Annotated in this window: 19 protein-coding genes; 11 read left to right on the top strand and 8 right to left on the bottom strand. The window is 70.9% G+C overall.

All coding sequences use genetic code 11. The features are described from left to right. Positions 1–1,242, top strand: a 1,242-nt coding sequence (locus ACIQOU_RS10435; protein WP_401535781.1) for a DUF5915 domain-containing protein, incomplete at its 5' end; no start/stop codon positions are given. A 206-nt stretch (positions 1,243–1,448) separates the two neighbouring features. On the opposite strand, the gene ACIQOU_RS10430 is transcribed toward ACIQOU_RS10435, so the two are convergent. From ACIQOU_RS10430 to ACIQOU_RS10420, 3 genes are all read right to left on the bottom strand, one after another. Beyond that, complete coding sequence (locus ACIQOU_RS10430; RefSeq protein WP_401535780.1) at positions 1,449–1,679, bottom strand: GNAT family N-acetyltransferase; 231 nt, start codon at positions 1,677–1,679, stop codon at positions 1,449–1,451. 48 nt (positions 1,680–1,727) lie between these two features. Next, a complete protein-coding gene (locus ACIQOU_RS10425) occupies positions 1,728–1,913 on the bottom strand; it encodes a hypothetical protein (protein ID WP_401535778.1) in 186 nt (61 codons plus the stop codon). A gap of 494 nt (positions 1,914–2,407) precedes the next feature. Then, a complete protein-coding gene (locus tag ACIQOU_RS10420; protein ID WP_401535776.1) occupies positions 2,408–2,854 on the bottom strand; it encodes an ATP-binding protein in 447 nt (148 codons plus the stop codon). A gap of 224 nt (positions 2,855–3,078) precedes the next feature. Between ACIQOU_RS10420 and ACIQOU_RS10415 the strand changes: the two genes are divergently transcribed. The 9 genes from ACIQOU_RS10415 to ACIQOU_RS10375 all read left to right on the top strand — a co-directional run bounded on the left by ACIQOU_RS10415 (position 3,079) and on the right by ACIQOU_RS10375 (position 13,180). Continuing rightward, positions 3,079–3,924 carry a hypothetical protein gene (locus ACIQOU_RS10415; RefSeq protein WP_401535775.1) on the top strand — a complete coding sequence of 282 codons (846 nt, stop codon included), beginning with the start codon at positions 3,079–3,081 and terminating at the stop codon, positions 3,922–3,924. 150 nt (positions 3,925–4,074) lie between these two features. Then, on the top strand, positions 4,075–4,833 hold the full coding sequence (locus tag ACIQOU_RS10410) for a YcnI family protein (RefSeq protein WP_401535774.1): 759 nt from the start codon (positions 4,075–4,077) through the stop codon (positions 4,831–4,833). A gap of 80 nt (positions 4,834–4,913) precedes the next feature. After that, entirely contained in the window at positions 4,914–5,567 is a 654-nt protein-coding gene (locus ACIQOU_RS10405) for an SCO family protein (protein WP_401535773.1), read from the top strand. Further along, positions 5,564–6,010 (top strand): copper chaperone PCu(A)C, encoded by a 447-nt coding sequence (locus ACIQOU_RS10400; protein WP_401535772.1) that lies wholly within the window; start codon positions 5,564–5,566, stop codon positions 6,008–6,010. Before ACIQOU_RS10405 ends, ACIQOU_RS10400 begins: the two co-directional genes overlap by 4 nt. A 13-nt stretch (positions 6,011–6,023) precedes the next feature. After that, a complete protein-coding gene (locus ACIQOU_RS10395; RefSeq protein WP_401535771.1) occupies positions 6,024–8,102 on the top strand; it encodes a copper resistance CopC/CopD family protein in 2,079 nt (692 codons plus the stop codon). An 8-nt stretch (positions 8,103–8,110) separates the two neighbouring features. Beyond that, the gene (gene efeB, locus ACIQOU_RS10390; RefSeq protein WP_401535769.1) at positions 8,111–9,394 is read left to right on the top strand and encodes an iron uptake transporter deferrochelatase/peroxidase subunit; all 1,284 of its coding nucleotides are present in this window, start codon (positions 8,111–8,113) and stop codon (positions 9,392–9,394) included. Between the two features lie 97 nt (positions 9,395–9,491). After that, positions 9,492–10,424 (top strand): prephenate dehydratase, encoded by a 933-nt coding sequence (gene pheA, locus ACIQOU_RS10385; RefSeq protein ID WP_401535768.1) that lies wholly within the window; start codon positions 9,492–9,494, stop codon positions 10,422–10,424. Positions 10,425–11,096: 672 nt separating this feature from the next. After that, positions 11,097–12,374, top strand: coding sequence for a serine--tRNA ligase (gene serS, locus ACIQOU_RS10380; protein WP_401535766.1), 1,278 nt, complete (start codon positions 11,097–11,099; stop codon positions 12,372–12,374). Beyond that, positions 12,371–13,180 (top strand): HAD family hydrolase, encoded by an 810-nt coding sequence (locus ACIQOU_RS10375; protein WP_401535764.1) that lies wholly within the window; start codon positions 12,371–12,373, stop codon positions 13,178–13,180. Before serS ends, ACIQOU_RS10375 begins: the two co-directional genes overlap by 4 nt. Positions 13,181–13,265: 85 nt before the next feature. Here ACIQOU_RS10375 and ACIQOU_RS10370 read toward each other — a convergent pair whose 3' ends face one another. Beyond that, positions 13,266–13,535, bottom strand: coding sequence for a hypothetical protein (locus ACIQOU_RS10370; protein WP_401535762.1), 270 nt, complete (start codon positions 13,533–13,535; stop codon positions 13,266–13,268). Positions 13,536–13,719: 184 nt separating this feature from the next. On the opposite strand from ACIQOU_RS10370, the gene ACIQOU_RS10365 reads away from it, so the two are divergent. Next, positions 13,720–13,914, top strand: a complete 195-nt coding sequence (locus tag ACIQOU_RS10365; RefSeq protein WP_401535760.1) for a hypothetical protein — start codon at positions 13,720–13,722, stop codon at positions 13,912–13,914. 28 nt (positions 13,915–13,942) lie between these two features. Here the strand turns inward: ACIQOU_RS10365 and ACIQOU_RS10360 are convergent, their stop codons facing one another. Genes ACIQOU_RS10360 through ACIQOU_RS10345 form a run of 4 tightly spaced genes read right to left on the bottom strand, consistent with a single transcriptional unit; the run spans position 13,943 to position 17,569 of the window. Further along, positions 13,943–14,662, bottom strand: a complete 720-nt coding sequence (locus ACIQOU_RS10360; RefSeq protein WP_401535758.1) for an ABC transporter permease subunit — start codon at positions 14,660–14,662, stop codon at positions 13,943–13,945. A 10-nt stretch (positions 14,663–14,672) separates the two neighbouring features. Beyond that, positions 14,673–15,584: an ABC transporter ATP-binding protein gene (locus ACIQOU_RS10355; protein ID WP_401535756.1), complete on the bottom strand. Its 912-nt coding sequence runs from the start codon at positions 15,582–15,584 to the stop codon at positions 14,673–14,675. A gap of 52 nt (positions 15,585–15,636) precedes the next feature. Further along, positions 15,637–16,593, bottom strand: coding sequence for an ABC transporter permease subunit (locus ACIQOU_RS10350; RefSeq protein ID WP_401535755.1), 957 nt, complete (start codon positions 16,591–16,593; stop codon positions 15,637–15,639). Continuing rightward, complete coding sequence (locus ACIQOU_RS10345; RefSeq protein ID WP_401535825.1) at positions 16,583–17,569, bottom strand: ABC transporter ATP-binding protein; 987 nt, start codon at positions 17,567–17,569, stop codon at positions 16,583–16,585. The genes ACIQOU_RS10350 and ACIQOU_RS10345 overlap by 11 nt, the downstream gene beginning before the upstream one ends. Positions 17,570–17,681 lie beyond the last annotated feature (112 nt).

Raw genomic sequence — 17,681 nt, 5'->3', positions numbered from 1 at the left:
GCGGCCCGCCGGGTGGGCCACGGCACCATCCAGGAGGTCGTCCGCAAGACGCTCCTCACCTACTGGAACACCGTCGCCTTCCAGGCCCTGTACGCCCGTACCACCGGCTGGGCCCCGAGCCCGGCCGACCCGGCCCCGGCCGAGCGCCCGCTCCTGGACCGCTGGCTGCTGTCCGAACTGCACGCGCTCACCGACCAGGTGACGCAGGCTCTGGAGGCCTACGACACCCAGCGCGCCGGCAAGCTCCTGTCGGCGTTCGTCGACGACCTGTCCAACTGGTACGTCCGCCGCTCCCGGCGCCGCTTCTGGCAGGGCGACAAGGCCGCGCTGCGCACCCTCCACGAAGTGGTCGAAACGGTCACGAAGCTGATGGCCCCGCTGACGCCGTTCATCACCGAGCGGGTCTGGCAGGACCTGATCGTCCCGGTCACCCCGGGCGCCCCGGAGTCGGTCCACCTCTCCTCCTGGCCGGAGGCGGACCTGTCCGCGATCGACCCGGAACTGTCGAAGCAGATGGTGCTGGTACGCCGGCTGGTCGAGCTGGGCCGCGCCACCCGCGCGGAGTCCGGCGTCAAGACCCGCCAGCCGCTCTCCCGCGCGCTCATCGCCGCGACCGGCTTCGACGCCCTCCACCGCGAACTGCACACACAGATCACGGAGGAACTGAACGTCAGCTCCCTCGCCTCGCTCTCCGAAGTCGGCGGCTCCCTCGTCGACACGACCGCGAAGGCCAACTTCCGCGCCCTGGGCAAGCGGTTCGGCAAGCGCGTCCAGGACGTCGCCAAGGCCGTCGCCCACGCCGACGCGGCAGCCCTCTCGCTGGCCCTGCGCAACGGCACGGCGTCGGTCGAGGTCGACGGCGAGACGGTGACGCTGGCGCCGGACGAGGTCATCATCACGGAGACTCCCCGCGAGGGCTGGTCGGTGGCGTCCGACTCCGGTGCCACGGTCGCCCTCGACCTGGAGATCACCGAGGAACTGCGTCAGGCGGGCCTGGCCCGGGACGCGATCCGCCTGATCCAGGAGGCCCGCAAGAACAGCGGTCTCGACGTGGCCGACCGGATCGCCCTGCGCTGGACGTCCACCGACCCGGCGGTCATCGCCGCGCTCAGCGAACACGCGGGGCTGATCGCCGACGAGGTCCTCGCCACGGACTTCGCCCAGGGCGAGGCGGACGACAGCTACGGCGCCCCGTTCGAGGACGTGGGCCTGACCCTGACGTTCCGCCTCCGCAAGGCGTAGGCACACACGAGCCCGCAGGCTGCCGACCCGGTCGAGCCACACAGTCTGCGGGCAGTCGTGCCGCTGGGGCGGCACGGGACATAGGCAGCCCCCGCCAGCACCGTGCCGGAGGACACCGCGGTCTCACACGCGCTGGCTGGACCGCACGTCAGTCACCTGAGCTCCCTTGACCTGATTCGGGCCAGGATCGGCCATCGGCCGAGCAGTCAGCTTCGGAGGTCTTCGATCATGAGTGCGTACACCGGTGAGTCGGCGAAGGGCTGTTGCTCGCCGGCTTTGGCGTACCCCCACGACTGGTAGAGCTCCCGTACCTTGGGGTGCGTGACGTCGACGAGCAGCACGGCAAGGTCTTCCGTACGTTCCTTGAGTAGCGCCTCGTGCAGGCGGTCGGCGATTCCCTGCTTGCGCCAGCTTGGGCGCACCACTACCTCGGACACGGCGTAGGTGGAGGAGTAGCCGTTGGTCGGCTCGTACGGGGTGGACCGCTACCACTCCAGGCCGGGGGCGAGCGGGGCGCCGTAGGCGAAGCCGACCGGTTCCTCTTCGTCGTACGCCACCACGCAGGAGAAGCCGTCCATGCCGGTCCAGTGGTCGACGAACCAGGCGAAGCGCTGGTGGAAGGGGTCATCCATCTGGTCGGCGTAGGCGTCGATGTGTACGTCGATGAGCATCTGCCGGAAGACCTCGGGGAGGTTTGTTTCCGTGCTGGAAGTGACGCAGGTCGGTCACGCTCGCCTCCATTCGGTTCGCATGCGGTCTGCCCAGTCTCGTGCGTAGGAGGCGGAGGGAGCCATGACGAACAGGCCCCGGTGGAAGTCGCCCACGAGCGTGCGCATACGGCCGGGAAATGGGTCGCCATCCATGATGGTGAAGGCGTCGGTGGCTGAGGCCGTGGCCTGGTGGGCCTCTCCCTGGTGGAGCTGTGCGAGGGCGAGCTGAGCGGTCGCGAGGGCCCTGTTGCGTGGTCCGTGTGGTGATTCGGACCGGCGTTGCCGACAAGTTCGGACCGGCGTTGCCGACAAGTGCCGAGACACACCGGAACTGGGCTGTTCTGAAGGTGACTCCGAGGCGGCCCTGGTCTGCTCCTGGTCGAGTCGCCGAGCTGGCGGTGGGGCTACGACCCGCATCGTCGGGCAAGCTCGTCCCCTGACCCTCACCACCGGCGCTACACCGTTACCAGAGGGGCGTCTTTCCTCCACTTCAGCATCTTGTCGAAGCTCACCACGGTGCCTCTGCGGCCCGGTTTGTCACCGACGTGGACGTGATCGGCCAGCTCGCGGATGAGCCACAGACCCCGGCCGTGCTCGGCGTCGGGGCGGGCCTGGCGGGGCGGGGGCCCGTTCTCGAAGCCGGGGCCGGAGTCGGCGACCTCGATACGACACCGCTCGCCGTCGAGGTAGGCGGTGACCCGGTACGCCTCCGACGAGGTACCGAACCCGGTGTCGCCGCCGTGCTCGACGGCGTTCGCACAGGCCTCGCTGAGGGCGACGGAGAGGTCGTAGGAGACGTCCGGGTCGACGCCCGCGGTCTCCATGGTGCCGAGCAGCAGCCGACGGGCCAACGGGACGCTCGCGGCCTCGCGTCGGAGATGGAGGGACCACCAGATGCTCATGTTCCACCCTCCCGTGCCGCGGCTCGACATACCGTTACCTATTGCCGCGAGCGGCCCCGGATAAGCGCGCGGGCGACGTGATGCCGCCCATACAGCCGAAGCGGGCCCGAAAGAATCGGTTCATCCACGGGCGGCCCACCCCAGAACGTGATCTTCCGTGACGGGGCCGACCTTGCGGACCTGCCGTACGGCGGCCGTCGGCCCAGTGCGATGATGACCCCGCCATGACTGTCCCCCGTACGGCGCGCCCCGGGAGAGACCTCCGGATGCTGAGGGCCGCGGTGTTCGCCGCGGTCTGCGTCGTGCTGGCCGCGGCCGGTCACACCCTCGCCTCCTGCGCCACCGTCCCCGCGTGGACGCTCGCCGCCGGGTTCCTGGGCGTCTTCCTGGTCGCCGCGCCGCTCGCCGGACGCGCGCGTACCCTGCCCGCCATCGCCGCTCTCCTGGCGGCCGGACAGACCTCCCTGCACACGCTGTTCGGGCTGGGACAGCACACGTCCGCGTCGGGCGCCATGACCGGGATGCCGGGCATGCACGGCACCACGACGGCAGCAACGACAGCGACGGCGTCCGACAGTTCGCTGGTCGCCGAGGCCGCCCGGCTGGTGTGCGGGAGCGCCGCCGCCGCGATCAGTCCCGCGCAGGCCCGCCGCATCCTCATCGACGCCCGGCTCCACCCGGACACGGTCGGCGCCGGGCACCACGCGACGGACGCCGTGTCCGCCACGGGCGCGGCCTCGACGTCGCTGCTGCCGTCCCTGCCGATGCTGCTCGGCCACGTCCTCGCGGCCATCGCCGCCGGCTGGCTGCTGCGCCGCGGGGATCTGGCGCTGCTGCGGATCGTCGCCCTGTCGACGGGGTTCGCCGAAGTCGGCCTGGTCCGCTTCCTGCGCGGCGCGCTCGCCCTGGTGCGCGCCCTGTGCGCCGGGCTCCCGGCCCTGCCCGAGGCGGGCCCGCGCCCGCCGCGCGCCGACGCCGACCCCCCGCACGCCTTCTCCCGAACGGCACTCCAGCACACGGTGATCCGACGCGGGCCGCCCGCCGTCGCCGTGTTCCGCCTCGCCGCCTGAGCGACGCGACCTCCACCGCCGAGCAACCTCGGAGCAGGGGCCGCCGTCGTGCGGCACACACGCGTGCCCGCGTTTTCGCGCCCTCGCACGCGTATCCCTCCTCAGCAGGACTCACGCGCAGAACTCACTCGAAGTGGAGTGCATCCGTCCATGAAGGTTTCTCGTCGTCTGGCCGCCGCCGGCGCCCTCGCCGGCACCGCCGTACTCGCCCTGTCCGCCCCCGCGTCCGCCCACGTCAGCGTCGCGGCCGAGGGCACGGCCGCCAAGGGCGGCTACGCGGTCGTCGACTTCAAGGTCCCCAACGAGCGTGACGACGCCTCGACCACCAAGCTCGAAGTCACCTTCCCGACCGACCATCCGCTGGCCTCCGTCATGCCGGAACGCATCGACGGCTGGACCGCGAAGGTCACCAAGTCCAAGCTGGCCAAGCCCCTTGAGGTGCACGGCCAGAAGATCAGCGAGGCCGTCTCCAAGGTCACCTGGACCGCCGACGCCAAGAACGGCGTCCAGCCCGGCTTCTTTCAGAAGTTCCCCGTCTCCCTCGGCGCCCTGCCCGAGGACACCGACCAACTGGTCTTCAAGGCCGTCCAGACGTACTCCGACAACGACGTCGTGCGCTGGATCGAGGTCCAGGAGGACGGCCAGGAGGAGCCGGAGAACCCCGCCCCGACCCTCGCCCTGACCGCCGCCACCGGGGACGGCCACGGCACGACCACCGCCTCGGACGCCTCCGACACCGCCAAGGACGCCGAGGCCACCGCCGCCGACACCACCGCCTCGGCCGCCGGCAGCGACACCACCGCGCGCGTCCTGGGCGTCGTCGGCATCGTCGTGGGCGCCCTGGGCGTGGCCTACGGCGTGCTGGCAGGACGTCGGCGCGACACCGGCGGCACCGGCAGCGCCGCCTGAGAACCACCCACAGCCGTTCCGCACCGGGGCTCACCGAGCCCCGGTGCGGGCCGGAGCACTCACATCTGGGACATTTTTCTATGCGCAAGAAGACGTTCGCCGCGGCCGTGCTGCTCACCGCCGCCACCCTGACCCTCTCCGCCTGCGGCAGCGGCGGCGACAGCGGCTCGCCCGTCTCCGTGGTCTCCGAGGACACCACGCAGCAGGCCGCGACCGTGCTGGACAACCCGTTCGACAAGCCGGACCTCGTCCTCACCGACACCCACGGCGAGAAGTACGACCTCCGCAAGGAGACCGAGGGCCGCCCCACCCTCATCTACTTCGGCTACACCCACTGCCCCGACATCTGCCCGCTGACGATGAACAACCTCGCCGTCGCCAAGAAGCAGCTGTCCAAGGCCGAGCAGGACAAGCTGCGGATCGTGTTCGTCACCACCGACCCGGCCCGTGACACCCCGGCCGAACTCGGCAAGTGGCTCAAGGGCATCGACCCCCAGATCATCGGCCTGACCGGCGAATTCGCCACCATCCAGGCCGGCGCCCGCAGCCTCGGCATCTCCATCGAGCCGACCCACAAGGACAAGAAGACCGGCAAGACCGTCTCCGTCCACGGCACCCAGGTCATCGCCTTCTCCCCCAAGACCAACGGCGGCTACCTCCTGTACGGCGAGGACGCCACCGTCGAGGACTACACCAAGGACCTCCCCAAGATCGTCAAGGGGCAGAACCCGTGAGGCGCCCCCTCGCGGCCGCCGCCGTGCTGGCCGGGGCGCTCGCCCTGACCGCCTGCGGCGGCTCCGGTGACGACGCCGCCGACCTCTCCGTCAGCTCCGCCTACATGCCCCAGCCGGTCTCCGACATGGCCGCGGGCTTCCTCACCGTCGCCAACAAGGGCGCCGCCGCCGACAAGCTGACGTCCGTCACCAGTGACGCGGGACCCGTCACCGTCCACGAGACCGTCGGCCAGTCCATGCGGGAGGTCACCTCCCTGGACGTGCCCGCGCACGGACAGCTCGTCTTCGCAAGCGGCGGCAACCACCTGATGTTCGACAAGCTGCCGCGGAAGGTGAAAGAGGGCGACACCGTCGACGTCGAACTGCACTTCGCCACATCCGACCCCGTGAAGGTCGAGATGCCGGTCAAGTCCGCCACGTACCAACCGGCGACCGGCCACTGAGGGAAGGACCACCTTGACGCAGACCATCACCCCCCGCGCGCGGCATCTGATCCTGCTGCTCCTGGCCGTCACCGGCCTGCTCCTCGCCGGTGCCGGACCCGCCTCCGCGCACGCCGCGCTGACCGGCAGCGACCCCGCCCAGGGGGTGGTGGTCGACAAGGCACCGACCCAGGTCTCGCTCACCTTCTCCGAACAGGTCGCCCTCTCCGACGGCTCGCTGCGCGTCCTCGACCCCAAGGGCGCCCGCGTCGACACCGGAAAGCCCGCCAACACCAGCGGCACGACCTACGCCGTCCAGTTGCACAGCGGCCTCGCCGACGGCACCTACACCGTCACCTACCAGGTCGTGTCGGCCGACAGCCACCCCGTCTCCGGCGCCTACACCTTCTCCGTCGGCGCCCCCTCCCAGACCTCCGTCGCGGATGTCGGCCAGGAGGTCGGCGGCGGCTTCGTCGGCTGGCTGTACGGCCTCGGGCGCTATCTGTCCTACGCCGGTTTCATCGTCCTGGTCGGCGGCGCCGCCTTCGTGCTCGCCTGCTGGCAGCGCGGCTCCGGGGTCCGTCCGCTGCAACGGCTGGTCGTCTCCGGCTGGCTCACCCTCACCGTCGCCACCCTCCTGCTGCTGCTCCTGCGCGGCTCCTACACCAGCTCGGGCAAGGCCGCCGACATCTTCGACCTGAGCCTTCTCGGCCAGGTCCTCCAGACCAAGACCGGCGCCGCCCTCGTCTCCCGGCTCCTGCTGCTCGCCGCCGCCGCGCTGTTCATCGCCGTGCTCTTCGGGGCGTACGACAAGCGTGAGGGCGACGAGAAACGGGACCTGGCCTTCGGGCTCGCCATCGGCGGGACCGTCATCTCCGCCGGGCTCGCGGCGAGCTGGGCGATGGCCGAACACGCCTCGACCGGGCTCCAGCCGGGCATCGCCATGCCGGTCGACGTGATCCATCTGCTGGCCGTCGCCGGGTGGCTGGGCGGGCTGGCCGCGCTCCTCGTCGCCCTGTACCGCGCGGACACCCCCATCGAGGCGACCGCCGTCCACCGCTTCTCCCGGGTCGCCTTCGGCAGCGTCGTCGCCCTCGTCGCGACCGGCGTCTACCAGTCCTGGCGCCAGCTCGGCTCCTGGTCGGCCTTCACCGACACGACCTACGGCCAACTCCTGCTCGCCAAACTCGCCCTGGTCGTCGCCCTCGTCGCCCTCGCGTACTTCTCCCGCCGCTGGACGACGCGCCTGACGGCAACGCCGACTCCGCTGGAGGACACCTCGGCGGAGGAGGAGAAGGAGGAGGTGTCGGCCGGGGCACGCGTAACGGGCGCCGGGACGTCGGGCACGGCCGGTGCGGCGAGTGCTGCCGCCGAGGTGGCCGACGGGTCCTCCGGGGCCAGGGCTGCCGACAGCGGCTCCGCAACGGCCGAGAGCGCCTCGTTGGCTTCAGAGGTCACGGGAGCCGCTGGGGGCGTGGGCGGCGCCGAAGCGGGCGGAGCGGCTGAGGTCACCGAGGTCGCCGACGCCCAGCGGGTCACTCAACTCGCCCGGCAGCAGGCCGCCGTGGACTCCACGCGGCAGAAACGGCGCCGGGACGCCGACCCCATCCGGTCCGGGCTGCGCCGCTCCGTGCTGGCCGAGGCCGGCATCGCCGTGGTGCTGCTCGCCGTCACCACCGTCCTGACCCAGACCGAGCCGGGGCGCACCGAGGAGGACGCCAAGGCGGCCAAGGCCGGGGCGTCGTCCTCCTCGGCGTCGGACCCGTCGTCCGGGGCGCTGACCCTGACCATGCCGTTCGACACCGGTGGCCAGGACGGCAAGGGCGTCGTCTCGGTCGACCTCGACCCGGCCCGGGTGGGCGGCAACGAGATGCACGTCTACGTCCAACGGCCCAACGGCCGCGCCTTCGACATCCCCGAGGTGAAGCTCGCCTTCACCCTCACCGCCAAGAAGATCGGTCCGCTGCCCGTGGTACCGGACCACATCACCACCGGCCACTGGTCGGCGAACGGGGTACAGATCCCCATGGCCGGCGACTGGAAGGTCGCCGTGACCGTGCGGACCTCGGACATCGACCAGGTGACCGTCTCCAAGAACGCGCAGATCGGCTGACACGCACCATGCCCGACCAGTCCCTCCCCGAGACCCGTACCCCCGCCCCGGAAACGGCTCCCGCCCCCGCCGCCTCCGACGGGGGTCTCTCCCGGCGCTCCCTGCTCTCCACCGCCGGTGCCACCGGGCTCGTGCTCGGCGCGGCGGGCGGGGCCGTCGGGTATACAGCACGCCCCGCCGAGGCCACCCCCCTGACCTCGCTGGGTTCCGCCCGGGCGTTGTTTCACGTGAAACACCAGCCCGGCATCACCCAGGGCCTCCAGGCCCGCGGCCATCTCATCGCCTTCGACCTCGCGGCCGGAGCGGGCCGCAAGGAGGCCGCCGCGCTGCTCCGCCGCTGGTCGACGACGGCCGCGCGGCTGATGGCGGGCGAGGCCGCGGCGCACGACGACACCGATGTCGCCCGGGACGCGGGGCCGTCCTCGCTGACGGTCACGTTCGGCTTCGGGCACAGCTTCTTCGCCCGCACCGGTCTGCACAAACAGCGCCCGGTCGCGCTCGACCCGCTGCCCGACTTCTCCTCCGACCAGCTCGACAAGAAGCGTAGCGACGGCGATCTGTGGGTGCAGATCGGCGCGGACGACGCGCTGGTCGCCTTCCACGCCCTGCGCGCGCTCCAGAAGGACGCGGGTGCGGCGGCCCGGGTCCGCTGGCAGATGAACGGCTTCAACCGTTCGCCGGGTGCCACCGCCCACCCCATGACGGCTCGCAATCTGATGGGCCAGCTCGACGGCACGCGTAATCCCAAGCCGACCGAGTCCGACTTCGACCAACGGATCTTCGTCCCGTCGTCCGGACAGCCGTCCTGGATGGCGAACGGCTCCTATGCCGTCGTCCGCCGGATCAGGATGCTCCTGGACGACTGGGAGAAGCTCTCCCTCGCCGCCCAGGAGAACGTCATCGGGCGCCGGAAGGCGAACGGGGCCGCGCTGTCGGGCGGTACCGAGACGACCGCGATGGACCTGGAGAAGACGGACGCCCAGGGTGATCTGGCCGTCCCGATCAACGCCCACGCGCGGATCACCCGGCCCGACCAGAACGGCGGGGCGGCGATGCTGCGGCGGCCGTTCTCCTTCCACGACGGCATCGACCAGGACGGCGTCCCGGACGCGGGCCTCCTCTTCGTCTGCTGGCAGGCCGACCCGCTGCGCGCCTTCGTCCCCGTCCAGCGCAAGCTCGACCGCGGCGACGCCCTCTCGAAGTACATCCGCCACGAGAGCAGCGGCCTGTTCGCGGTACCGGGCGGGGCGGGCGAGGGGGAGTACGTGGGGCAACGGTTGCTGGAGGGGTGATCCGGGGGGGGCTGAGCCGGTTACGCAGGTTCACTCGCGCGTGCGGCTGTGGTGAGACGGGTGAGCCGTGAGGGCGTGCGGCCATTAGGGTGAGGCCATGCCAGCGAGCTACGCGTATCTCGGCCCCGAGGGCACCTTCACCGAAGTCGCTCTGCGGACGCTTCCCGAGGCGGCCACCCGGGAGCTGATCCCGTACGTGTCCGTGCAGTCCGCCCTGGACGCCGTCCGCGTCGGCGACGCCGAGGCCGCCTTCGTGCCGATCGAGAACTCCGTCGAGGGCGGCATCACCACCACCCTCGACGAACTGGTCGCGGGCACCCCGCTGATGATCTACCGCGAGGTGCTGCTGTCGATCACCTTCGCGCTGCTGGTGCGGCCCGGCACCCAGCTGTCCGACATCAAGACGGTCACCGCCCATCCGGCCGCCCAGCCGCAGGTCCGCAACTGGATCAAGGCCCACCTCCCCGACACCCGCTGGGAGTCCGCCGCCTCCAACGCGGACGGCGCCCGCCTCGTCCAGGAGGGCCACTTCGACGCCGCCTTCGCGGGCGAGTTCGCCGCCGCCCGGTACGGCCTGGAGGCCCTGGAGACCGGCATCCACGACGCGGAGAACGCGCAGACCCGCTTCGTGCTGGTCGGCCGTCCGGCCCGGCCCGCCGCGCCGACCGGTGCCGACAAGACGTCCGTCGTGCTGTGGCAGCGCGACGACCACCCCGGTGCCCTGCGCGACCTGCTGGGCGAGTTCGCCACCCGGGGCGTCAACCTCATGCTGCTCCAGTCCCGGCCGACCGGCGCCGGCATCGGCAACTACTGCTTCTGCGCCGACGCCGAGGGGCACATCTCCGACCGCCGGGTCGCCGAGACCCTCATGGGGCTGAAGCGGATCTGCCTGGAGGTGCGGTATCTCGGTTCGTACCCGCGCGCGGAGGTCGACGTGAACGACGTCCCGGCGCCCCGCCCGGGCACGTCGGACATCGAGTTCATGGCGGCGTCGGACTGGGTGGCCCGCTGCCAGGACGGCCGGTTCTAGGCCCCGTCGGGACGGCGGCGGCTCCAGGGCGCGTCAGGACGACCGGTTCCGGGCCGCACCGGACGGCTGCCTTCAGGCCAGGCGGGACAACGGGTTCCAGGCCTCGCGGAACAAACGTTTCTGGCGCGTTTCCGACCGATCACACCTGTCCTACCAGCGGATTTTCAGCCACCGCCGTAAGTTATCCACAGGCAGGGGCCGCAACCTGGGGACAAGTCGATAGGGGAGGGTCACCCAGTCGACAAATCGGCTCCCGGCGCCCATCCACGCCCCTCCCCGCGTCACTCACCCTTCGTCCACCTGTTTCCCTGCCGCCATCCCCTGGGGCGACCCTTTTCCACCCGAAAGTGGGTGTGAATCCGGTTTGGGAGGGGAATTCCACGGGTCCCGGCCTCGAATCGGAATGATCAATTCGAGTGTCCACAGATTTCCCACACAGCCTGTGGATAACTATTCGGGGTGTGGGGAGAGCTGTGGACAACGAATCTCCAGGAGCCCCCAAGTCCCCTCCCCCGCAAGGGATTCGAGTCAACCGGTCGATCATCCCGCTACCCGTCCAGGGAATGAGACGACTTCACTTGACGCGTTGCGCAATTCACCCATAACGGCACGTAAGCCTCAGTTCAAAATGTCTGTCGTGCTGTGTCAGTGCGCACCGGTAGCCTTGACCGCGTGATTGACCTTCGCCTGCTCCGTGAGGACCCCGACCGTGTGCGCGCCTCCCAGCGCGCCCGTGGAGAGGACGTCGCGCTCGTCGACGCCCTCCTCTCCGCCGACGAACGGCGCAGGTCGTCCGGCGTCCGCTTCGACGAGCTGCGTGCCGAGCAGAAGGCACTCGGCAAGCTCGTCCCCAAGGCCGCCCCGGACGAGAAGACCGAGCTGCTGAAGCGCGCGAGCCAGCTCGCCGCCGACGTCAAGGCCGCCGACGCCGAGCGCGACGCGGCCGACACCGAGACGCAGGAGCTGCTGCTCAGGCTGGGCAACCTCGTCCACCCCGACGTCCCCGTGGGCGGCGAGGAGGACTTCGTCACCCTCCAGACGCACGGCACGATCCGCGACTTCGACGCCGAGGGCTTCGCGCCCAAGGACCACCTGGAGCTGGGCCAGCTCCTCGGCGCGATCGACGTCGAGCGCGGCGCCAAGGTCTCCGGCTCCCGTTTCTACTTCCTCACCGGCATCGGCGCCCTGCTCGAACTGGCGCTGGTGAACGCGGCGATCGCGCAGGCCACGGCCGCCGGTTTCACGCCGATGCTGACCCCGGCGCTGGTCCGGCCGCAGTCGATGGCGGGCACCGGCTTCCTCGGCCAGGCCGCGCAGGACGTCTACCACCTCGACAAGGACGACCTCTACCTGGTCGGTACCTCCGAGGTGGCGCTCGCCGCGTACCACATGGACGAGATCATCGAGGCGGACCGCCTGCCGCTGCGCTACGCGGGCTTCTCCCCGTGCTTCCGCCGCGAGGCCGGCTCGCACGGCAAGGACACCAAGGGCATCTTCCGCGTCCATCAGTTCGACAAGGTCGAGATGTTCTCCTACGTCTCCCCCGACGACTCCGAGGCGGAGCACCAACGCCTGCTGGAGTGGGAGAAGCAGTGGCTGACCTCGCTGGAGCTGCCGTTCCGCGTGATCGACGTCGCCACCGGTGACCTCGGCTCCTCGGCGGCCCGCAAGTTCGACTGCGAGGCGTGGATTCCGACGCAGGGCAAGTACCGCGAGCTGACGTCGACGTCGGACTGCACCGAGTACCAGTCCCGCCGACTGTCGATCCGGGTCCGCGACGGCAAGCAGGTCAAGCCGCTCGCCACGCTGAACGGCACGCTGTGCGCCGTTCCGCGCACGATCGTCGCCCTCCTGGAGAACCACCAGCAGCCCGACGGCTCGGTGCGCGTGCCCGAGGTGCTGCGCCCGTACCTCGGCGGCCGGGAAGTCCTGGAGCCGGTGGCCAAGTGAGCGCCGCCGCCTTCCCCTACCGGCTGATCGCGACCGACCTCGACGGCACGCTGCTGCGTTCCGACGACACGGTGTCCGACCGCACCCGTGACGCGCTCGCGGCGGCAGTCGGCGCCGGGGCCGCGCACATCGTCGTCACCGGCCGCGCGGTGCCGTGGACCCGGCATGTCCTCGACGACCTCGGCTACCAGGGTCTTGCCGTCTGCGGTCAGGGCGCGCAGGTGTACGACGCCGGCGCGCACCGGCTGCTGACGTCGGTGACCCTGGACCGGCAGCTGGCGGGAGTCGCGCTGGCGAAGATCGAGGCCGAGGTCGGTCCGCTGCATCTGGCGGCGAGCCGGGACGGGCTGGACGGCGAGGTGCTGGTCGGCCCGGGGTACGCGCTGGTGGGCAACCTGCCGACGGTGCCGCTCGCGGAGGCGGGCGACCTCTGGTCGGCGCCGTTGAACAAGATCTACATACAGCATCCGACGCTGTCCGACGACGAGTTGGCCGAGGTCTCCCGCCAGGCCGCGGGCGGTTTCGTGAACGTCGCGATGGCCGGCGCGGGCATCGTGGAACTGCTGCCGCTGGGCCTGTCCAAGGCCACCGGGCTGTCGCTGGCGGCCCGCCGCCTTGGGCTGAAGGCCGCGGACACGATCGCGTTCGGCGACATGCCCAACGACATCCCGATGTTCGCCTGGGCGACCCGGGGCGTGGCCATGGCCAACGCCCACCCGGAACTCCGCGCCGTCGCCGACGAGGTCACGGCCTCGAACGACGAGGACGGCATCGCGGTGGTGCTGGAAGGGCTGCTGGGGCGGTAACGGCCGCTGCGGCCACCGGGCTTGCTGAGGCCGTAGGGGTTGGGGCGCCAGGCCTACCGGCGTCCGGCCCCCCGCGTGCCGGGTCTTACCGGCGGCGCCACTTACGGCGGCGGGCCTTGCTGAAGAACCAGCCCGCGGGAGGCTCGTCGGAGCGCCACGGCTGGGGCTCGGGTTCCTCGGCGCGCCAGCGGGCCGCGAGCATGCGGGCCCGCGCGGAGGGCTCGGTCGTCTCGGCGGAGCGTATGAAGTTCTCGTCCAGCACGGGGTCCTCCCAGGCGTCGTCGCCGGGGCCCTCGGGGTCCCGGGCGCCGTCGTCGGGGTTGTGACCGCCGTGCTGTGCCGCCTCGTCTGCCATCCCCGTCCTCCCAGCCCTTTTTACGCCGCGTGCGCGCCTGATACCCCCTCTGTTCAGTGTGCCTCTACAGGCGTGAAGGTCCCGTCAAGACGGGGGCCAGCGCGAACAGGGTCCCGTCAAGACGCAGCACACCCAAGGCAGAGGTCCCCCGAAACCCGGTCCCACCCCCACCTCACCAGGGCAGATGTCCGCCACGACCAGAGCCCACCGGGGCAGAGTCCGTCGAGCCGGAAGCCTCTCAGGGCAGACAGCCGTCGAGACCTGGCCCCGCCAGGACGCGGTCCGCCAGGACGCGGTCCGCCAGGACGCGGTCCGTCAGGACGCGGTCCGTCAGGACGCGGTCCGTCAGGACGCGGTCCGTCAGGACGCGGTCCTGTGACGGCAGGCGCCGTTGAGGTGAGGGGCTCTTACTCCTCGCCTGCCAAGGTCAGCGAGCGTAGTTTGTGGCCGGCGAACCAGGTGGCCAGGACGGTGACCGCGACCAGCAGGACCGTTGCCGTGGTGAGTCCGACGTCCGAGGTCACCAACTCGCCGCCGGCCACCTGGTGGGCGACGGCCAGCGACCACTGCTGGACGCTGAGCGTGCGGGCGCCGGGGACCAGGGAGCCGAACAGGGCCTCCCAGACCAGCGCGTAGACGAGGCCGAAGACGACCGCGTGCCGCGAGACCGTGCCGAGCAGCAGGAACAGGGCCGCGTAGGCGATCGAGGCGACCAGCGCGGCCACCGTGTAGGCGACGGCGATCTGACGGCCGTTGCCGTTGAGGATGAACCCGGCGATCAGGGTCGGCAGGGCGGAGAACACCATCGTCACGCCGATCGCCACGATCAGCTTGGTGAAGATGATCGTGGGCCGCTTCAGCGGCTTGGACAGCAGGTAGACCACCGAGCCGTCGTCGATCTCCGGGCCGATCGCGCCGGTGCCCGCGATGACGCCGATGATCGGGACCATCGTGGCGAGCGCGATCCCGCCGAGCAGGTCGGCCGCGGTCTGGTCGTCGGCTCCGGCGAGGTAGCGCACGACGACGGAGATCGCGATGAGCAGCAGGGGCAGGGCGCCCAGGATGAGGGCCCGGCGTCGGCCGAGCAGGGCCCGGTAGGTGAGCCGGGCGACTGTGGGGTCGTACATCTTGGGCCTCCTACGCCGCGACCAGGTACGAGAACACGGATTCGAGGGACTCGTCGGACGGCGAGACGGTGAGCAGCCGGATGCCGTGGTCCCTGGCCACCCGCGGCAGCAGGGCGGTGAACCGGCCGAAGTCGACGGCCTCGACGCGCAACGCGCCCTCCGCCAGGTCGACTTCGATGCCGGACGTCGACGGGTCCGCGATCAGCGCGGCGGCCAGGGCCCGGTCGTCGCTGGAGCGGACCAGGTAGCGGTGCGGGCGGTCGGTCATCAGGCGGCGGATCTTGCGGAAGTCGCCGCTCGCCGCGTGCCGTCCGGCGACCATGACCTCGATGTGCCAGGCCAGTTGCTCGACCTCTTCGAGGATGTGGGACGAGAACAGCACCGTGCGGCCCTCATCGCCCATGCGCCGCAGCAACTCCATGAGCTGCATGCGCTGGCGCGGGTCCATGCCGTTGAAGGGCTCGTCGAGCAGGAGCAGCGACGGTTCGTGGACGAGGGCGCTGGCCATCTTCACGCGCTGGCGCATGCCCTTGGAGTACGTGGCGATCTTGCGGTCCTGGGCGGATTCCATCTCGACGGTGGCCAGGGCGCGCTGGGCGGCCTTGTCACCGAGGCCGTGCAACTCGGCGTTGGCGACGACGAATTCGCGGCCGGTGAGGAAGTCGTACATCGCCTCGCGCTCGGGGACGATGCCGATGTGCCGGTAGATCTGTTCGTTGCGCCAGACCGGTCGGCCGTCGAGGGTGACGGTGCCGGTGGAGGGGGCGAGGAAGCCGCCCATCATGTTGATGAGGGTGGACTTCCCGGCGCCGTTGGGGCCGAGGAGGCCGGTGACTCCGGGGCCGATGGTCATGGTGACGTCGTTGACGGCGACCACGTTGCCGAACCAGCGGGAGACGTGGTCGATGGTGAGAGTGCTCATGGGCGCGGCCCATTCCTTGGAAGGGTGGTGGCGGGCGACGGGGCGGGCTCGGTCACAGGCCCACCTTCCGGTAGCGGCGCAGCAGGAGGCCGTAGCAGGCGGCGATGAGGCCCAGGACGGCCAGGACGTAGACCACGCCCTCGCCCTGGCCGGGGCCGATCCCGCCGGGGAACGCCGACTCCGCGCCCAGGAACGCCGACTGGAGGCCGTCGATGAGGGTGACCGGCGAGAAGAGGCCGATCCAGGGCACGGCGCCCGAACTGTTCTGCGCGTCGGCGATGGCCTGGAGGGTGGAGACGGCGCCGTAGAGGATCGTCATGACGGCGATGACGGCGGCGATGCCGAAGCCGCGGCGCGGCGTCACCGAGGCGATGACCAGGCCGATGCCGGCGAAGAGCAGTGACAGCAGCGCCACGGACACCAGCCCCTGTGCGAATCCCTTGGTCTGATCGGCGAAGTCGAGTTTGGCGAGGAGGGCGCCCACGTAGAGGACGAGCAGCGGTACCGCGGTCAGGGCGAACAGCGCGGAGGCGAGTGCCGCGTACTTCGCGCGGACGTAGTCGGCGGTCTCGATCGGCCGGGAGAAGTAGAGCGGAACGGTCTTGAAGCGCAGGTCGCGCGAGACGGACTGGGGTGCCTGGGAGGCGACGTACAGGCTGATGACGGCCTGCATGAGGATCGCGTAGCGGGTGTAGTCGACCGGCAGGTCCTTGGCCTTCGTGAAGACGGCGACGGCGACCATGATGGCCGCGGGCACGCACATCACCACGAACAGCAGCATCGGCAGCACCTTGGACTTGGCCGAGCGGCCGAGGCCGTAGGCGCCGCGCAGGGACTGCGAGTACAGCGAGCGGACGGCGTAGGAGCGGCCGAGGCGGGGGCCGTCGTAGGCGCGGTAGCCGATGTTGTGGATGCGGCTCTGGTCACCGGGCGGCGCTGACGCCGGTGTCGGTGCTGACGCCGGTGCTGATGCCGGTGCTGATGCCTGCGTGGGCTGCTCAACCGCCATGGCCGACCGCCTCCTTGCGCTGTTCGTCGGTCTCGCGCTGTGCGTCGCTGTCCCGGAAGACCTCCGCGATGCGGTGCCTGCGCTGCTCCATGCGCACCAGGCCGAGCCCGAGGTCGGCGACGACGTCCCGGACCAGGTCGTAGGTCTCCTCGCCGGTCGCGGTGAGGAGCAGGATGTGTCCGGCGCCGGGCAGCCCGCTGTTGTCGTGGGTGTCGACCCCGCGCGCGTGGAGGGCGTCGCGTACCGCGCGGGTGCCGTCCGGGTGGGCGTCGGTGTCGGTGACCTCGATGGCGAGGGTGGTGGTGATCTGGGTGAAGTCGGTGGTGGAGCTGGAGCGCAGCAGCTTGCCGCCGTCGATGACGATGACGTGGTCGCAGGTGCGTTCCAGCTCGCCCAGCAGGTGCGAGGTGACCAGGACGGAGATGCCGAAGTCGGTGTGGATGCGGCGGATGAGGCCGAGCATCTCGTCGCGGCCGACCGGGTCGAGGCCGTTGGTCGGCTCGTCCAGGAAGACCAGCTGGGGGTCGTGGACCAGGGCCTGCGCCAGCTTCACGCGCTGCTTCATGCCGGTCGAGTAGCCGCCGATGGGCCGGTAGCGCTCCTCGTAGAGGCCGACGTGGCGCAGGGTGTCCGCGGTGCGCTCGCGGGCGGCGGTCGGGGGCAGTCCCGACATGCGGGCCATGTGCACGACGAACTCGGTGGCGGAGACGTCGGGCGGCAGGCAGTCGTGCTCCGGCATGTAGCCGACGCGCTCGCGGATGGCGGCGCCCGACGCGGGGACGGCGACATCGAGGCCGAGCACCTCGGCGCGGCCCTCGGTGGCGGGGGACAGACCCAGCAGGATCTTGATCAACGTGGACTTGCCGGCTCCGTTGGCTCCGACGAGTCCGGTCACACCGGGTCCGACGTCCACGGAGAGCCGGTCGAGCGCGGTCACCCGGGGGAACCGCTTGCTCAGGCTTTCGGTCGCGATCACAGTCACGTCCTCGACGATAGTGACGCGGGCCACGTGAGTCGTCAGACCGGAGAGCCGTCTTGGCGTCACACCTGAGAACTAGGGGTCCCTAGGGGAACCCCCACCCTGAGAG

The sequence above is a fragment of the Streptomyces sp. NPDC091279 genome (genome assembly GCF_044757465.1).
In the GTDB taxonomy this organism is placed as follows: Bacteria; Actinomycetota; Actinomycetes; order Streptomycetales; family Streptomycetaceae; genus Streptomyces.
The sequence above is the reverse complement of the archived record's forward strand: the minus strand, read 5'-3'. Positions and strand labels throughout refer to the sequence as shown.

What these genes read in the sequence shown, in the direction of transcription:
- ACIQOU_RS10425 (WP_401535778.1), bottom strand. Translation starts at nt 1,913, where the DNA reads ATGCTCATCGACGTACACATCGACGCCTACGCCGACCAGATGGATGAC.
- ACIQOU_RS10420 (WP_401535776.1), bottom strand. Translation starts at nt 2,854, where the DNA reads ATGAGCATCTGGTGGTCCCTCCATCTCCGACGCGAGGCCGCGAGCGTC.
- ACIQOU_RS10415 (WP_401535775.1), top strand. Translation starts at nt 3,079, where the DNA reads ATGACTGTCCCCCGTACGGCGCGCCCCGGGAGAGACCTCCGGATGCTG.
- ACIQOU_RS10410 (WP_401535774.1), top strand. Translation starts at nt 4,075, where the DNA reads ATGAAGGTTTCTCGTCGTCTGGCCGCCGCCGGCGCCCTCGCCGGCACC.
- ACIQOU_RS10405 (WP_401535773.1), top strand. Translation starts at nt 4,914, where the DNA reads ATGCGCAAGAAGACGTTCGCCGCGGCCGTGCTGCTCACCGCCGCCACC.
- efeB (WP_401535769.1), top strand. Translation starts at nt 8,111, where the DNA reads ATGCCCGACCAGTCCCTCCCCGAGACCCGTACCCCCGCCCCGGAAACG.
- pheA (WP_401535768.1), top strand. Translation starts at nt 9,492, where the DNA reads ATGCCAGCGAGCTACGCGTATCTCGGCCCCGAGGGCACCTTCACCGAA.
- ACIQOU_RS10370 (WP_401535762.1), bottom strand. Translation starts at nt 13,535, where the DNA reads ATGGCAGACGAGGCGGCACAGCACGGCGGTCACAACCCCGACGACGGC.
- ACIQOU_RS10365 (WP_401535760.1), top strand. Translation starts at nt 13,720, where the DNA reads ATGTCCGCCACGACCAGAGCCCACCGGGGCAGAGTCCGTCGAGCCGGA.
- ACIQOU_RS10360 (WP_401535758.1), bottom strand. Translation starts at nt 14,662, where the DNA reads ATGTACGACCCCACAGTCGCCCGGCTCACCTACCGGGCCCTGCTCGGC.
- ACIQOU_RS10355 (WP_401535756.1), bottom strand. Translation starts at nt 15,584, where the DNA reads ATGAGCACTCTCACCATCGACCACGTCTCCCGCTGGTTCGGCAACGTG.
- ACIQOU_RS10350 (WP_401535755.1), bottom strand. Translation starts at nt 16,593, where the DNA reads ATGGCGGTTGAGCAGCCCACGCAGGCATCAGCACCGGCATCAGCACCG.